The sequence below is a fragment of the Sphingomonas montanisoli genome, from assembly GCF_008274695.1.
GTDB lineage: Bacteria > Pseudomonadota > Alphaproteobacteria > Sphingomonadales > Sphingomonadaceae > Rhizorhabdus > Rhizorhabdus montanisoli.
Map to the genome: position 1 here is coordinate 83,739 of NZ_VTOU01000004.1, position 15,745 is coordinate 99,483.

At 66.3% G+C, this 15,745-nt stretch carries 14 protein-coding genes; 10 read left to right on the plus strand and 4 right to left on the minus strand.

Going from position 1 to position 15,745, the window contains the following annotated elements:
• A complete protein-coding gene (locus FYJ91_RS16915) occupies nucleotides 1–417 on the plus strand; it encodes a Zn-ribbon domain-containing OB-fold protein (protein ID WP_149523500.1) in 417 nt (138 codons plus the stop codon).
• A 95-nt stretch (nucleotides 418–512) separates the two neighbouring features.
• Here FYJ91_RS16915 and FYJ91_RS16920 read toward each other — a convergent pair whose 3' ends face one another.
• Genes FYJ91_RS16920 through FYJ91_RS16935 form a run of 4 tightly spaced genes read right to left on the minus strand, consistent with a single transcriptional unit; the run spans nucleotide 513 to nucleotide 5,567 of the window.
• On the minus strand, nucleotides 513–1,487 hold the full coding sequence (locus tag FYJ91_RS16920; RefSeq protein ID WP_149523501.1) for an NADPH:quinone oxidoreductase family protein: 975 nt from the start codon (nucleotides 1,485–1,487) through the stop codon (nucleotides 513–515).
• Between the two features lie 5 nt (nucleotides 1,488–1,492).
• A complete protein-coding gene (locus FYJ91_RS16925) occupies nucleotides 1,493–2,131 on the minus strand; it encodes a nuclear transport factor 2 family protein (protein ID WP_149523502.1) in 639 nt (212 codons plus the stop codon).
• 16 nt (nucleotides 2,132–2,147) lie between these two features.
• Complete coding sequence (locus tag FYJ91_RS16930; RefSeq protein ID WP_149523503.1) at nucleotides 2,148–3,164, minus strand: LLM class flavin-dependent oxidoreductase; 1,017 nt, start codon at nucleotides 3,162–3,164, stop codon at nucleotides 2,148–2,150.
• Between the two features lie 27 nt (nucleotides 3,165–3,191).
• A complete protein-coding gene (locus tag FYJ91_RS16935; protein WP_149523504.1) occupies nucleotides 3,192–5,567 on the minus strand; it encodes a CaiB/BaiF CoA transferase family protein in 2,376 nt (791 codons plus the stop codon).
• A gap of 226 nt (nucleotides 5,568–5,793) precedes the next feature.
• On the opposite strand from FYJ91_RS16935, the gene cofH reads away from it, so the two are divergent.
• From cofH to FYJ91_RS16980, 9 genes are all read left to right on the plus strand, one after another.
• Nucleotides 5,794–8,118 carry a 5-amino-6-(D-ribitylamino)uracil--L-tyrosine 4-hydroxyphenyl transferase CofH gene (gene cofH, locus FYJ91_RS16940; RefSeq protein ID WP_149523505.1) on the plus strand — a complete coding sequence of 775 codons (2,325 nt, stop codon included), beginning with the start codon at nucleotides 5,794–5,796 and terminating at the stop codon, nucleotides 8,116–8,118.
• A complete protein-coding gene (gene npdG / locus FYJ91_RS16945) occupies nucleotides 8,093–8,767 on the plus strand; it encodes an NADPH-dependent F420 reductase (protein WP_149523506.1) in 675 nt (224 codons plus the stop codon). Before cofH ends, npdG begins: the two co-directional genes overlap by 26 nt.
• The gene (gene cofE, locus FYJ91_RS16950) at nucleotides 8,767–9,504 is read left to right on the plus strand and encodes a coenzyme F420-0:L-glutamate ligase (RefSeq protein ID WP_149523507.1); all 738 of its coding nucleotides are present in this window, start codon (nucleotides 8,767–8,769) and stop codon (nucleotides 9,502–9,504) included. The genes npdG and cofE overlap by 1 nt, the downstream gene beginning before the upstream one ends.
• Nucleotides 9,505–9,726: 222 nt before the next feature.
• Nucleotides 9,727–10,950 (plus strand): cytochrome P450, encoded by a 1,224-nt coding sequence (locus FYJ91_RS16955; protein ID WP_181008561.1) that lies wholly within the window; start codon nucleotides 9,727–9,729, stop codon nucleotides 10,948–10,950.
• Entirely contained in the window at nucleotides 10,947–11,159 is a 213-nt protein-coding gene (locus FYJ91_RS16960) for a ferredoxin (RefSeq protein WP_149523508.1), read from the plus strand. Before FYJ91_RS16955 ends, FYJ91_RS16960 begins: the two co-directional genes overlap by 4 nt.
• The gene (locus FYJ91_RS16965) at nucleotides 11,156–12,337 is read left to right on the plus strand and encodes an acyl-CoA dehydrogenase family protein (protein WP_281290626.1); all 1,182 of its coding nucleotides are present in this window, start codon (nucleotides 11,156–11,158) and stop codon (nucleotides 12,335–12,337) included. The genes FYJ91_RS16960 and FYJ91_RS16965 overlap by 4 nt, the downstream gene beginning before the upstream one ends.
• A gap of 1 nt (nucleotide 12,338) precedes the next feature.
• Nucleotides 12,339–13,448, plus strand: a complete 1,110-nt coding sequence (locus tag FYJ91_RS16970) for an acyl-CoA dehydrogenase family protein (protein WP_149523509.1) — start codon at nucleotides 12,339–12,341, stop codon at nucleotides 13,446–13,448.
• Between the two features lie 11 nt (nucleotides 13,449–13,459).
• Nucleotides 13,460–14,458 (plus strand): NADP-dependent oxidoreductase, encoded by a 999-nt coding sequence (locus FYJ91_RS16975; protein WP_149523510.1) that lies wholly within the window; start codon nucleotides 13,460–13,462, stop codon nucleotides 14,456–14,458.
• Between the two features lie 23 nt (nucleotides 14,459–14,481).
• Nucleotides 14,482–15,690: an acetyl-CoA C-acetyltransferase gene (locus FYJ91_RS16980; protein WP_149523511.1), complete on the plus strand. Its 1,209-nt coding sequence runs from the start codon at nucleotides 14,482–14,484 to the stop codon at nucleotides 15,688–15,690.
• The last annotated feature ends 55 nt before the right edge of the window (nucleotides 15,691–15,745 follow it).

The window sequence follows — 15,745 nt, forward strand, 5'->3', positions numbered from 1 at the left end:
ATGGGCATTCCCGTCCACGCTCCCAAGTTCGAAAGCGACCTGCTCAAGCCCTTTTACGAAGGGCTGGCCGAAGGCGAACTGCGCCTGACCGCCGATACGGAGACCGGCGAATGGGTCTGGTATCCGCCTGAAATGGTCTCTGGCCGCCCGCACGCGACGCTGGAATGGAAGAAGGCGAGCGCGGAGGGCACCGTCTATACCTACACCACCGTCATCCGCAGCCTGCTCCCCGGTGATCACAAGGCGGAGGTGCCGTTCACCGTCGTCCTCGTCGAGCCGGACGACGCGCCGGGCTGCCGCGTGCCGGGCCTGTTCGTGGCGGACGAGGGCGTCGCTGCGGTCTGCGATATGCGCGTGCGGCTGCATCCGGTGCAGGCGGGCGATCATGTGATCGCGGGGTTTGCGCCGATTTCCTGAACCAAGATCGTCATTCCCGCGAAGGCGGGAACCTATCCAGTCTCTCCGCGAGAGAAAGCATTGGATAGGCCCCCGCCTTCGCGGGGGTGACGGCATTAGGGAAAGATAACCACCTTCCCCTCGACCTTGCGGTCCAGCATCGCCCGCAGTGCCTCGCCGCCACGCTCCAGCGGCAGGCGCAGGCCGATATGCGGCCTGAACGCGCCCGCTTCGTACATCGCGGCCAGTCGATCGGCATTGGCGCGATAGCCCGCCGGATCGGCCCCCGCGAACGCCCCCCACGCCACGCCGACGATATCGGCCTGACGCAGCAGCGGCAGGTTGAGCGGGATGGCGGGGATCGTGCCCGCGGCAAAGCCGATCACCAGATGGCGGCCGTGCAGCGCGATGCTGCGAAACGCCGCCTCGCTGAGCGAACCGCCGACCGGATCGAAGATCACATCGACCCCTCGCCCACCGGTCCGATCGCGGATCGCCTGTTTCAGATCCTCGGCGGCATAATCGATCACGTCGTCGGCGCCATGCGCGCGCGCCAGATCGAGCTTGGTCGCGCTCGACGCCGCCGCGATCACGGTCGCGCCCATCGCCTTGGCGACCTCGACCGCCGCCAGCCCCACGCCGCCCGCCGCGCCCAGCACCAACACGGTCTCCCCGGCCTGCAGACGCCCGCGATCGTGGAGCGCATGGAAGGCGGTGCCGTAAACCATCGTGAAGACGGCCCCGGTCTCGAAATCCATCTTGGGGGAGAGTGGCACCACCCGGCTCGCGGGCACCACCATCGCCTCGGCGAAGGCGCCCGACAGCGCATAGGCGGCGACCCGGTCGCCGATGCTCCAGCCGGTCACGCCCGGCCCGATCGCATCGATCAGGCCGGCGGCTTCACCACCGGGGGCGAAGGGGAGGGGCGGCTGGCGCTGGTACATGTTGCGGATGACGAGCGCGTCGGGGAAGTTCACCCCCGCCGCGCGCACCGCGATCCGAATCTCGCCCGGCCCCGGTTCGGGCGCGGGCACGTCGCGCATGACGAGGGTCTCCGGCTCGCCATGCGCCTCGCACATCAATGCGCGCATGGGGATCAGCTGCCCCGGAACGCCTTCTGCATCGCGTAATAATCGTCGCTCGGGAAGCGCTCGCTATGCTGGCCGGCGGGCCAGGAGGCGAAGGGCGTCGTCGCCGGAATCACCTGCGAATAATCCGAAAGCCCCCGGCGCTGGATGATCTTCCACACGCCGTTGCGGCGCTCGAGCCGGTCGATATAGCGGCCTTCGAAGAAGGCATCCTCCTCGCCGCCACCCGACTTGGCGTCGCGGCGGTGGTGCGCGAAATAATAGCATTCGCTCAGCGCCTGATCGCCCTTCACCTCGATTGCGACGTTTGAAATGTGGTGCGCGGTATATTTGACGCCCAGGATGATCTTCATCGCGAAGTTGATAAAGTCGGTCGACAGGCCGTTGAAGCCGCCATGGTGATGTTTCGATTCCGGCCAGAAGCAGCCGCGCAGCAGCGTCTCGTCCGCGCGATCATTGGCGCGGGCATAATCGAACAGCACCTTCTGGATCGCGTCCTTCGATTCCAGCACATCGAGCCGCGACGCCACATCGCCGCCCGAAGGCTTGGCCGCCTTCGCACCCGATGCGATCGCGGCGAGGCCGACGGGCACCGCCAGCATCGTCCACAGCGAACGGCGGCGCAGGTTCGGATTTTCTTCGGACATCCTCTTCTCTCCTGTCTTATGCGGCGAGCGCGGCGCGGGCTTCGTCGGCCAGGCCGAGTTCGATCAGCTTGGGCAGAACTTCCTTCTCGAACAGGCGCAGGCTCGCCCACGACAATTCGGGGTCGATCCCTCCCAGCAGCGCGTGGAAGGTCAGCTGGCCGGTATTGCCGAGGTTCTTGGCGATCTCGATGCATTCGTCGGGCGTCACCACCTTGATGTTCGGCATCTTCTTCAGCTCTTCGACCGTTTCGGCCGCGCTGTAGCGGGTCTGGCCCTCGCCGCGTTCCTTCGCCCATTCGGCATAGGTGTTGAACGCATAGGCGATGTGCGGTGCGAGCAGCGGCCAGTCACGATCGGGATTGTCCGAAACGTACAGGAAGCTCGGCCCCGGCGTGGTCAGTTCCTCGGGCGCCGGATATCCGCACTTCTCGCGCTCTTCCTTGTAGATGCGGAACAGGTCGGGCGTGCCGGGGAAATATTGATAGCCCTTGCGCGCGGCGCGCAGAGCCGACTTCTCGGTCGAACCGCCCATGTAGATCTTCGGCCCGCCCGGCGTGTAGGGCTTCGGCGTCACGCGCACGGTGCGGCCCTGATATTCGAACGGCTCACCGGTCCACGCCGCCGCGCAGGCGTCGAGCGCTTCGGTCTGCAGCGCGAGGCGCTTCGACATGTCCTTGCCGAACATCTCGAATTCGTGCGGGCGATATCCCATGCCGGCGGTGAAGACGAGGCGACCCTTCGACATGATGTCGAGCACGGCCAGATCCTCAGCCATGCGCAGCGGCTCGTGCATCGTCACGACCAGCGCGGACAGGTGCGCCAGGATATTCTCGGTCACGCCGAAGATCGCGGCGGCCATGATCATCGACGACGGGCAATAGCCGCCATCGGCATTGTGATGCTCGGCCAGATAGACCTGCTTGAAGCCCAGCTTGTCGGCCCAGGCCGACTGCTCGATCGCGGTGCGATAGAGCGCTTCGTGCGGCGCCCCGAAATCGGGGCGGTTCATGTCGTAACGGAGATTGAGTTCCATCGGGGCAGTCCTGAAAAGAAAGGGGGATCAGGCGGCGGTGGCCGCGGGGACAGGTTCGATCGCGATGCGGCGGGCGATCAGATCGTCGATCGCCTCCGCGCTGAAACCGGCTTCGGCCAGGATATCGCGCGTATGTTCGCCAAGCCGCGGTGCGGAGCCCTTCTTGACGCCGGGCGTGCCGCTCAGCCGGTTGAGCAGGCCGAATTCGCGAATGTGCTGGTAGATCGAGTTCTTATCCTCGAACACCCGGTTGGTTTCCTGCGCCCAAGGTTCGTGCAGAACCTCCTTGGCCCAGTTCTTGTTATAGACGATCTCGGCGGGTGCGCCGGCCGCGTCTAGGATCTCGAAGGCTTCCGCGCTGGTCTTGTCGGTGAAGAAGGGTGCGATAATCTCGCCCAGATCGGCGTCGTTGATCGTGCGGTCCACAGCGTTGCCGAAACCCTGCTCGGTCGGCAGTTCGGGCCGGCCGATCGCGCGGGCAAGCGCCGCGAAGCCCGCATCGTCGCGTGCGCAGATGCACACCCATCCGTCGGTCGTCTGGTAGATGCGGTCGAGCGCGCTGAACCCGGTCTGCGCCTGATCGAGCCGCATGCCGTAAACCACGCGATCTTCGGCATCGAGGAAGTGCTCCGACGTCGTCCACAGGCTCGAATGGAGCTGCGGGCATTCGACATAGTCGCCCTTGCCGGTGCGATAGCGGTTTTCGACCGCCATCAGCACTGCGGCGGCGCCCAGGAAGCCGTTGTTGTAATCCTCGTTGCCGAACACCGAACGGGTCGGCGGATTGCCCGCACCACCGCCTTCGTAGAGCAGCCCGGTCCAGCCGGACACGAGCGGTGCAAAGCTTTTGAGCAGCGACTTCGGCCCGCGCGAACCGTAGCCGGGCAGGTAAGTGTAGATCAGGTCGGGCTTGATCGCGGTCAGCGTCTCAAACCCGATGCCCAATTTGTCGGCCTTGCCGGGGCGCAGGTTGTGCATGATCACGTCGGCGGTCTCGACCAGCTTGTGCGCGGCGGCCAGGCCTTCGGGCGACTTGAGGTTCAGCACGATGCCGCGCTTGCCGCGCTGCGCTGCGTCGAACACGTCGGGCAGGGGGCGCATCTGATCGCCTTCGGGCGTCTCGATCTTGATCACGTCGGCGCCAAGATCCGACATCAGCCGGCCCGCATAACCGCACGCGAAGAAGGACGAAAAGTCGAGGACGCGCAGCCCTTCCAGCGCATGCTTGATCGGCGCGCCTTTGGGCGAAACCGGCTGCGCGGGGCGGGCGGGCAGGCTTGCCAGCTTGGCGTTATCCGCGCCGATCGCCGGGGCAGGCGTGGGCGTCGACGGCTGCGCGCTGCCGAAGCGGACGGCGGGGCCGGCCTGCTTGATCGTGCCGAAATCGGGATCGGCAAGCTCGATCCGCTGCCCGACAAATTCGACCTGATCGTCGAGCAGGATCTCGGCGGGTTCGAGGACCGGAAGGGCGGCGACATCGGCGGCGTGGAACGCCTTGATCCATTCGTCGCGATTCCTGGTCTTGGTGCGCTCGAACACCTCGACGCGGGCGATCTGATATTCCTCGTCGTTCAGCGGCGTGGCCATTTCCGGCCCCTTCACCTGCTGGATGCGGTCGCCATAGCCCAGCACTTCCATCGCATTCTTGAAGCCGCCGGGGCCGCCGGTGTGGATCTGCATGAACAGGCCATCGGCACATTCGAACATGCCGGTGATCAGGCGGGTGTGGCCGAAACGGTCCATCGCGCCCGCATCGGCGGTGCGGATGTAGGACAGGCCGTCCTGCTGCCACCAATTGTTCATCGGCGACTGCGCCGACATCGCGTCGAGCAGCGACGCGCGCACCGTCTGCCCCGCACCGTTTTCGCGGCGCGCGCGGATTGCGGCGAGTACGCCGATATTCGCCAGGAACGCCTGGCCGTAATGGAGCGCGGGATGGCCCGGATACATCGGGCCGGGGCGGAAGCTGCTCGCCTTGTCGACCATCAGGCCCAGCTTAGCGGCGGCGAGCGACTCGCCATAGGGGCGATCGGCATAGGGCGTGTCGTCGCCATAGGCTTCGAGCGCGCAGACGATCAGGCCGGGATTGTCGCCCTCCAGCGCCTCGCGGTCCAAGCCCAGCGCGCGCGCCTGCTCGGTCGTCATCGAATGGATGAAGATGTCGGCCTTGGCGATCAGGCTTTTCAGCTTCGCGCGGTCGTCGCCATCTTCATAGGACAGCTCGACGCTCGCCTTGCCGCGATCCCACGCCTTGCGGGTCACGTCGTGCGCGAAGAAGGTGCCGCCGTGCGGCTCGACCTTGATCACCTCGGCGCCGTGATCGGCCAGCATCATGCTGGTGATCGCACCGGGCATGACGCGCGATGCATCGACGACCACCAGCGAGTCCAACGGTCCGGCCATTTCGATCCTCTCTCATCCTCGGGCGGCGCATCGAAAGGCGCCGATCAACCTGCCGCATCTCAATCAAAGTTGCATTGGGGATGCAAGCAATTTAGCACAGCAGTGCAAATTGTTCGATCCCGCATGTCCGGAAGGGTGCGGCAATTTGCGTAAGAAACACTGGCCTTCCGGGTGCTTTTGCCCGACAGGTGCAGGTGGAGAGATGGCTTGAAAACGGGCTGCTGACATGAACGAATCGGATTTCCGGACATTGGTGGATCGCCCGCTCGATGCGATGATGGCGGCGGCGGAGGCGATGACCCTCGAAGGTCATGGTGCGCTCGTCACCTATTCGCGCAAGGTGTTCATCCCCCTGACGCGCCTGTGTCGCGACGTGTGTCACTACTGCACTTTCGCGACCACGCCGAAGAAGGCGGGCAAGGCCTATCTGTCGGCGGACGAGGTTCTGGCGATTGCGCGCGAGGGCGTCGCCGCCGGCTGCCGCGAGGCTTTGTTCACGCTCGGCGACCGTCCCGAGGATCGTCACCCCGCCGCGCGGATCGCGCTCGACGCCAGCGGCCACGCCTCGACGCTCGATCTGCTGCTCGACATGGCGAAGCTGGTGTTCGAGGAAACGGGCCTTCTCCCGCATCTCAACGCCGGGCTGATGGACGAGGCCGATTTCCGACGCCTGCGCCCGGTCTCGGCATCGATGGGCATCATGCTGGAAACGATCTCGGATCGCCTGTCGGAAAAGGGTGGTCCGCACTATGGCTCGCCCGACAAGCTGCCCTCGGCACGTCTCGCAACGATGGAAGCGGCTGGGCGTGCAGGCATTCCATTCACGACCGGCCTGCTGATCGGCATCGGCGAAACCCGCGAGGAACGGATCGAGGCGCTGATCGCGATCCGCGATCTCCACGCGCGTTACGGCCATATCCAGGAAGTCATCATCCAGAACTTCCGCGCCAAGGCCGGCACGAAGATGGCCAAGGCGCCCGAGCCGTCGCTGGAGGAGCATGCTTGGACGATCGCCGCCGCGCGCCTGATCCTCGGCCCCGCCATGACGATCCAGGCGCCGCCGAACCTCCATGCGGGCGAGGAACTGGCGACCCTGCTGCGCGCGGGCGTCAACGATTGGGGCGGCGTCTCACCGGTCACTCCGGACCACGTGAATCCCGAAGCACCGTGGCCCCACCTCGCTTTGCTCGACGCCGCCACCCGCGCGGCTAAGCGGACGCTGCGTGAACGCCTCGCGGTCGGTCCGGCTTATGCACAGGACGCCGAACGCTGGCTCGAACCCGCGATCGCCAAGGCTGTCGTCCGGCAGGTCGATGCCAAGGGTCTGCCTGTCGTCGACGGCTGGCACCCCGGCGGCACCGACGCGATGCCGACGATGCCGGCAGCTGGGGTGGGCGCCGATGACGCGCGCCTCGATGCGATCCTCGATCGCGCGACCGCTGGTGAGGAACTGACCGAGGCCGAGATCGTGCGCCTCTTCGCCGCCGAAGGTCCGGAGGTCGGCCGCATCGCCGCCGCCGCGAACCGGCTGCGCGTGGCCAATGCGGGTGAGACGGTCACCTACGTCGTCAACCGCAACATCAACTATACCAACATCTGCCTCTACAAATGCGGCTTTTGCGCCTTTTCTAAGGGCAGCACGAAGGCGATGCGCGGTCCGGCCTATCGCCTCGATCTCGCCGAGGTCGGCCGCCGCGCCGCCGAGGCGTGGGATCGTGGCGCGACCGAGGTCTGCCTGCAGGGCGGCATTCACCCGGACTATGACGGCAACACCTATCTCTCGATCCTCGAGGCGGTGAAGACGGCCGCGCCGGACATCCACATCCACGCCTTCTCCCCGCTGGAGGTCACCCACGGCGCGCAGACGCTCGGCCTGCCGCTCGGCGAATTCCTGACGCGGCTGAAGGAGGCGGGGCTGTCGACCCTTCCGGGCACTGCGGCCGAAATCCTCGACGACGAAATCCGCGACAAGATTTGTGTCGACAAGGTCAACACCGCGGAATGGCTCGACGTCATGCGCACGGCGCACAACGTCGGCCTGCGCTCGACCGCGACGATCATGTTCGGCCATGTCGAAGGCTATCGCCATTGGGCGCGGCACCTGCTCCACATCCGCCGGCTCCAGGCCGAGACGGGCGGCTTTACCGAGTTCGTGCCCTTGCCTTTTGTCCATATGGAGGCGCCGATGTGGCGCAAGGCGCTGGTTCGCTCCGGCCCCTCGGCGCGTGAGGCGTTGCTGATGCAGGCGGTCAGCCGGCTGGTCCTTCACCCGCTGATCACCAACATCCAGGCAAGCTGGGTCAAGCTGGGCAAAGCAGGCGTGCTCCAGGCGCTCGACGCCGGGGTGAATGACCTTGGCGGCGTCCTGATGGACGAATCGATCACCCGCGCTGCGGGCGGACAGAACGGCCAGTTCTGGGATGCGACGCAGATGGCGGCGGTCGCGGCGAAGGCCGGACGGCCGGTGCGCCAGCGCACGACACTTTATGGGCAGGTCGATCGGCCGGCCCCGACAGGAGACGAGAATGACGACCAACGCTGCTTCGCCTGACACGACGATCGCGATCATCGGCGGCACCGGCAAACTGGGTGCCGCGATCGGCCGCCGGCTCGCGCAGGCAGGACGCAAGGTGATCCTGGGTTCGCGCGCCGCCGAAAGCGCCGTCGCGAAGGCCGAGGAACTGGGCTTCGGCCTGACGGGCATGAGCAACGCCGATGCGGCGGCGGCAGGCGATGTCCTGATCGTCACCGTCCCCTTCGCCGCGCAGGATGCTACGCTGGCGGAAATCGCGCCTTTCGCCGCCGGCAAGATCGTGTGCGACACCACCGTCCCGCTCGTCCCGCCCAAGGTGATGCGCGTGCAGATGCCGGCCGAAGGCAGCGCCGCCGTCCGCGCGCAGCAGATCCTGGGCGAAGGTGTCACCGTCGTCTCGGGTTTCCACAATGTCGCCGCGCACAAGCTGGCGACCGACGACGATATCGGCTGCGACGTCCTCGTCTTCGGTGACGACAAGGCGGCGCGTTCGGTGATCGTCGAACTGGCCGATGCAGCCCGCCTGCGCGGCTTGCACGGCGGCGCGCTCGTCAATTCGGCGGCGGCCGAGGCGCTGACCTCGGTCCTGATCTTCATGAACAAGACCTACAAGGTCGACGGCGCCGGCATCCGCATCACCGGCGAACTGATCCCGCTGGAAGATTGATGATCGAAATCATCGGCCTCGACGCGATCGGGGAAGTGGGGGAGGGGGCTGATCTCGCCTCCATCCTCGCCGACGCGCTTCATGCGAAGAATATCGAACTGCGTGATGGCGACGTCCTCGTCGTCACGCAGAAGATCGTGTCGAAGGCCGAAGGTCGCATGATCGCGCTCGACGCGGTCCTGCCCGATGCGGCGGCGCAGGAACTCGCGGCCACCACGCGCAAGGATCCGCGCCTCGTGGCGCTGGTGCAGGCGGAATCGTCGGCGGTCGTCCGCGCGGTGCCGCACGTTCTGATCACGCGTCACAATACCGGCCACGTCATGGCCAATGCCGGGATCGACCAGTCGAACCTCGGCCCCGATCGCGACGGTTTTGCCTTGCTGCTGCCGCAGGACCCTGATGCGTCTGCCGCGCGCCTGCATGAAGCTCTCGGCGTCGCGGTGGTCATTTCGGACAGCTTCGGCCGCCCCTGGCGCTATGGCGTCGTCAATGTCGCGATCGGCGCTGCCGGCCTGCCCGCGCTGATCGATCGGCGCGGCGAACAGGATCGCGACGGCCGCATCCTCGAAGTCACCCAGGTTGCCCTGGCCGATGCGGTGGCGAGCGCGGCTGGCCTTGCGACGGGGGAGGGGGCCGAAGGCGTTCCCGCCGCACTCGTTCGCGGGCTGCGCTGGGATGCGCCCGATGTGCCCGCCGCTGCGATCGTCCGCCCGCCGCACGAGGATCTCTTCCGCTAGGGAGGATCCTCCGACTCGGTGCGATTTCTCGCCACCGGTATCGAATTATATCGTCATCCGTAACATCGGCCTCCGCCTGTCGCTGCGGACGGGCCTGGATTTTCGCGAGGAATTGCGGCCGCATGCCCGAAAACAATGTGGTGGGGCGATTGCCGTTGACAGGTTGGCACGCTCACGTCATTTCTAACCCTAGATGCAGATTTCACTGCACCGGGGAGAGCGATGTCGACCGTTCCTGATCATGTGCCGGCTGAGCTGGTAAAGGACTTCAGCTACTTCACTGGTCCGGGCATGTGCCCGATGCGTGGTGGCGATCCGCAGGGCGCACTCGCTGCGCTTCACGATGGCCCGCCCGTCTTCTACGCGCCGAACAACACCTATGACGGATACGGCACCTGGGTGTTCGTACGCGCCGAGGATCAGCGCCGCGTGCTGCAGGATGCGGAAACCTTCTCTTCGCACCGCAAAATCTTCGAAAAAGCGCTCGGATACGATCTCCCGACGATCCCGCTCGAGGTCGATCCGCCCGAACATGGCGCCTATCGCTCGCTCCTCAATCCACTGCTCAGCCCCAAGCGGGTCATGGCGATGGAGGCGGCCAATCGCGCCCGCGCCGTCGAACTGATCGAGGGGATCAAGGCCAGGGGCAATGACTGCGAAGTCATGAACGAGTTCGCCTTCCCCTTCGCGGTCGGCGTGTTTCTTGAATTTCTGGGTCTCCCCCAGTCGCGCCGCGAGGAATTCCTCGGCTGGGCCGACAAGCAATTCCACGGCACACCTGAAGAGCGCGGTGAGGCGATCCGCACCGTCATCGCCTTCATGCAGGAATTGGTCGATCTGCGCCGCCGCGAGCCCGCTGAGGACTTCATGACCTTCGTCGTCCAGGCGAAGGTTGATGGCCGCGAGATGACCGACAAGGAAGCCGTTGGCATGGGGGCGCTATTGTTCGTCGCCGGCCTCGACACCGTCGCCGCCGCGATCGGCTTCGATTTCCGTTATCTCGCCGAAAATCCGGAGCAGCAGGAAAAGCTGCGCGCCGAGCCGCAGGGCGTGGTGCTGGCGGTGGAGGAGCTGCTGCGCGCCTTCCCGACCGTGATCATGACGCGCATCGCTTCGCGCGATACCGAATATGACGGCATCAAGATCAAGGCGGGCGATCGCATCTCGTGCCCGTCGATGGTCGCGAACCGTGACCCGCAGGAATTTCCCGATCCCAACACGATCGATCTGGCGCGTCCGAATAACCGCCACGTCGCCTTCGCTTATGGTCCGCACCGGTGCCTCGGGTCGCATCTTGCCCGGCGCGAACTGGCTATCGCGATGGAGGAATGGCTCAAGCGCATCCCCACCTTCCGCCTGAAGGACGGCGTCGCGCCGACCACCTATGGCGGCCACGTCTTCGGGATCGAAGACGTGCGGCTGGCTTGGGGGGCGGCGGGTCGATGAAAATCCGTGTCGTGAAGGAAAAGTGCGCGGGCCACGCCCGCTGCTGGGCGCAGTCGCCCGAAATCTACGATCTCGATGACGAGGGCTACATTCTCGACGGCGATATCGACGTGCCCGAGGGACAGGAGCGCGCTGCCTGGCTCGGCGCCAAATCGTGCCCCGAGCGCGCGCTCGTCATCGAAGACTATAAGAAGGACAGCGCCGCGTGAGTGAAGCGTTCCGGGCCGAAGCGCGCGCATGGATGGAGGACAATTTCCCGCCCTCGCTCGCCTTCAAGAATCCGGTCCCCTACCAGAATGACGCCCCCTACGCGGAGGGCGATCCCGACTGGATCGTCTGGCGCGATCGCATGGCGGAAAAGGGCTGGGGCGCGCCCGGCTGGCCGAAAATCTACGGCGGCGGCGAGCTCGGTCACGCCGAAATCAAGATCCTGACCGAAGAGATGCGGCGCATCGGGGCGTTCAACCCGATGAAGATGACCGGCTATACGATGCTCGGTCCCACGCTGCTCGAATTCGGTACCGAGGAACAGAAGGCACAGCACCTTCCCGGCGTCGCCGCCGGCACGTCGCGCTGGTGCCAGGGCTTTTCGGAGCCGGGTGCGGGTTCGGACCTCGCCTCGCTCCAGACACGCTGCGTCGACATGGGCGATCATTATCTGGTCGAGGGGCAGAAAATCTGGACCTCGGGCGCCAATCACGCCGACTGGTGCTTCGCGCTGGTCCGCACCGATACCAGCTCGAAGCAGGGGGGCATCTCCTTCCTGCTGATCGACATGAAGAGCGAAGGCGTCGAGACGCGCCCGATCACGCTGATCAGCGGATCGACCCATTTCTGCGAGATGTTCCTGAACGCCGTGAAGGTGCCCAAGGACAATCTCGTCGGTGAACTGAACAAGGGCTGGGGCATTGCCAAGCGCCTGCTCCAGTTCGAACGCGACAGCCTGTCTGAAGGGCGTGGTGAGGGCGTTCCCCTGCTGCCGCTCGCGCAGGAGCGGGTGGGCACCGACGCCGATGGCCGCATCGCTGACAGCGATCTGCGCACCCGGCTCGTCGCCCATGCGATGCGCGCGCAGGCGTATAACCTTACGATGGGCCGGATCGCGGCCGAGGGTAAGGCGGGGCAGCGCAACGACGCGCTCGTGCCCGTCCTCAAGAATCTCGGGTCGGATGTCGCGCAGGTGCGCGCCGACCTGATCATGGAAATCCTTGGCGAGCAGGGGCTCGGCTGGAGCGGAGAGGGCTATTCGGACGTCGAACTCGACGCCTCGCACCAATGGCTCCACGCGCGCGCCTTCTCGATCTACGGCGGGAGCTTCGAGATTCAGAACAATATCGCGGCCAAGGTGCTGCTGGGCCTTCCCAGCGCGCCGGCTCCGGGGCGCTGACATGGCGGTGCTCACCGAAGAACAGACGATGCTGCGCGACATGGCGGCCGAATGGGTGCCCGATCGCGCGCCCGTCACCGCCTTCCGCCGCGTCGCGCATGAGAAACTGGGCCACGATCCCGAATTGTGGGCCGAGATCGCCGGCACAATGGGCTGGGCGGGCATCCTCGTTCCCGAAGAACATGGCGGCTCCGATTTCGGCTATCTCAGCATGGGCCTGGTGCTGGAGGAAATGGGGCGCACCCTCGTCGCATCCCCGCTGATCGCGACCGGCGTGCTGGGCGTCGCCGCGCTGCGCCTGGGCGGCGACGCCGAACAGCAGACCGCGTGGCTCGCGCGCATCGCGACGGGCGAGGCGATCGTCGCGTTCGCCTGCGATGAGGATGGCCGCCACGATCCGGCGAACGTGAAGCTGACCGCGAAGCGCGACGGCGACGGCTTCCGCCTCGACGGCGTCAAGGCGCCGGTCTCCGAAGGTGTCTCTGCCCGCCTGCTGATCGTCGCCGCGCGCGATGAGGCTGGTAAGATCGTCCTGCTCCTCGTCCCCGGCGACGCGGCCGGCGTCACCCGCACCCGCCTCGATCGCATCGACGGGCGCGAGGCCGCTCTGATCCGCTTCGACGGCGTGACCGTGGGCGCCGATGCCGCGCTGACCGGCGGCGCGGCGCTGCTCGATCGCGTCCTCGATCGCGGGCGCGCGGCGCTGGCGGCCGAAATGCTCGGCAGCGCCACGCAGGCGTTCGAAACGACGATCGACTATCTCAAGACCCGCGTTCAGTTCGGCCAACTGATCGGATCGTTCCAGGCGCTTCAGCACCGCGCGGTCGCGATGCAGGGCGAGCTGCTGATGACCCGCTCGGCGGTCGAAGCGGCGCTCACCGCGCTCGACGAGGATCGCGACGATGCCCCCATGCTCGTCTCGCTCGCCAAGGCGATTGCCGGCGACACGCTGCGCCTCTGCTCGCGTGAGATGGTGCAGATGCACGGCGGCATCGGCATGACTGAGGAACATGACGCCGGCTTGTACTACAAGCGGTCGGCGACGGCGGACGCAACCGGGGGCAATAGCGCCTTTCACCGCGAACGTTACGCCCGCCTCGCGGGCTATTGAGGAGTTTGGCGATGCGTTCGCGTGAAGTGCGGCTCGAACGGCGCCCGAACGGCAGCCCGGTCCGCGACGATTTCTCCTTCGGCGAAGTCGACCTGCCCGACCCCGGCCCCGGCGAGGTGCAGGTCCGCAATCTTTGGATGGCGATGGACCCCGCGATGCGCGGCCGCATGAGCGAGGCGCGCTCCTATGTGCCCCCGTTCGAACTCGGCAAGGCGATGGAAGGCCCGGCGGTGGGCGAGGTGGTCGCCTCGAACGATCCGAACTTCGTACCCGGCGATCTTGTCTGGTCGCGCCTCGGCTGGCGTGAGGGCTTCACGGCTCCGGCGAACAAGGTCGAGAAGCGCAGCCGCGATCTACCGCCGCAGGCCTATCTGGGCTTCGCGGGCATGACCGGCCTCACGGCCTATGTCGGCCTGCTCCACAGCGCCGCGCTCAAGCCCGGTGACACCGTGTTCGTCTCGGCCGCGTCGGGCGGCGTCGGCTCGGTCGTCTGCCAGATCGCCAAGCTCAAGGGCCACAAGGTGATCGGTGCGGCGGGCGGTGAGCGCAAGAAGCGCTATCTGCTCGACGTCCTCAAGCTGGACGGCGCGATCGACTATAAGGCCGAACCCAGCCTCACCAAGGCGCTCGCGCGTGAGGCGCCCGAAGGCATCGACGTCTATTTCGACAATGTCGGCGGCGAACATCTCCAGGCTGCGCTCGCGATCGCGAACAAATATGCGCGCTTCGCCCTGTGCGGGATGATCTCGCAGTATAATTCGACCGAGCCTTCGGCCGCACCGCGCAACCTGACGGCCGCGGTGACGAAGGAACTGACGCTCCAGGGCTTCATCGCGCTCAACCATCTCGACAAGATGGACGCGTTCCTGGCCGACGTCCGCGCCTGGCACGCCGCCGGCCTGCTGACCCCGGCCGAGACCGTCTATGAAGGCCTCGACCGTTCGCTCGAAGCTTTTGACGGTCTGTTCGACGGCTCCGGCCTCGGCAAGATGCTCGTCAAGATCGCCTGATTTTCGGAACTGAAAGGACTTTCATGCGCCGCGCCGCCATCGTCTCGCCCATCCGCACCGCCGTCGGCGGCTTCGGGGGCAGCCTCGCCAACATTCCGCCGGGTGAGCTGGGCGCGATCGTCCTGAAGGCTCTGCTCGCGCGCACCAAGATCGATCCGGAGCGGATCGACGATGTCGTGTTCGCGCAAGGCTATGGCAATGGCGAGGCGCCCGCCATCGGCCGCTGGGCCGCTCTGGCTGCCGGCCTCCCGATCGAGGTTCCGGGCTATCAGCTCGATCGCCGCTGCGGCTCGGGCCTGCAGGCCGTGATCGACGCCGCGATGATGATCCAGACGGGCGCCGCCGATGTCGTCGTCGCTGGCGGCGTCGAAAGCATGTCGAACGTCGAATATTATTCGATGGACCACCGCCGTGGCGCGCGTTCGGGCTCGACCACGATGCACGATCGCCTGACGCGCGGACGCGTGATGTCGCAGCCGATCGAGCGGTTCGGCGTGATCTCGGGCATGATCGAGACCGCGAACAACCTCGCCAGCGACTACAATATCAGCCGCGAGGAATGCGACGCCTACGCGCTGCGCAGCCACCGCCGCGCCGCCGCGGCCTGGGCCGAAGGCAAGTTCGACGACGAACTGGTTCCCGTCTCCGTTCCCCAGAAGCGTGGCGAGCCAGTGATCTTCGCGAAGGACGAGGGCATCCGCGCCGACGCGACGATGGAATCGCTGGGCGCGCTTCGCTCGCTCGAAAAGGGTGGTGTGGTCACGGCGGGCAATGCCAGTCAGCAGAATGATGCGGGGGCGGCTTGCCTCGTCGTCGCCGAAGACAAGCTCGAAGAACTCGGCCTCGAGCCGCTGGCGTGGTTCCACAGCTGGGCTGCCGCGGGTTGCGAGCCGTCGCGCATGGGCATCGGCCCGGTGCCGGCAACCGAGCGCCTGTTTCGCCGCACCGGCCTTTCGTGGAAGGATATCGGCCTCGTCGAACTCAACGAAGCCTTCGCGCCGCAGGTGCTCGCCTGCCTCAAGGGCTTCGGTTGGGGCGGGGAGGAGGATTGGGGCGATCGCCTCAACGTCAACGGATCGGGCATTTCGCTCGGCCACCCGATCGGCGCGACCGGCGGACGCATCCTGGCGAACCTGCTGCGCGAAATGCAGCGCCGCGAGGTCCGCTACGGGCTGGAGACGATGTGCATCGGCGGCGGGCAGGGGCTCGCGGCGGTGTTTGAGCGCGCCTGAACAGGTTGATCACGAACGGTTCAGCCACCGCCGGGCAGGGCGGGAGCCGGTAACG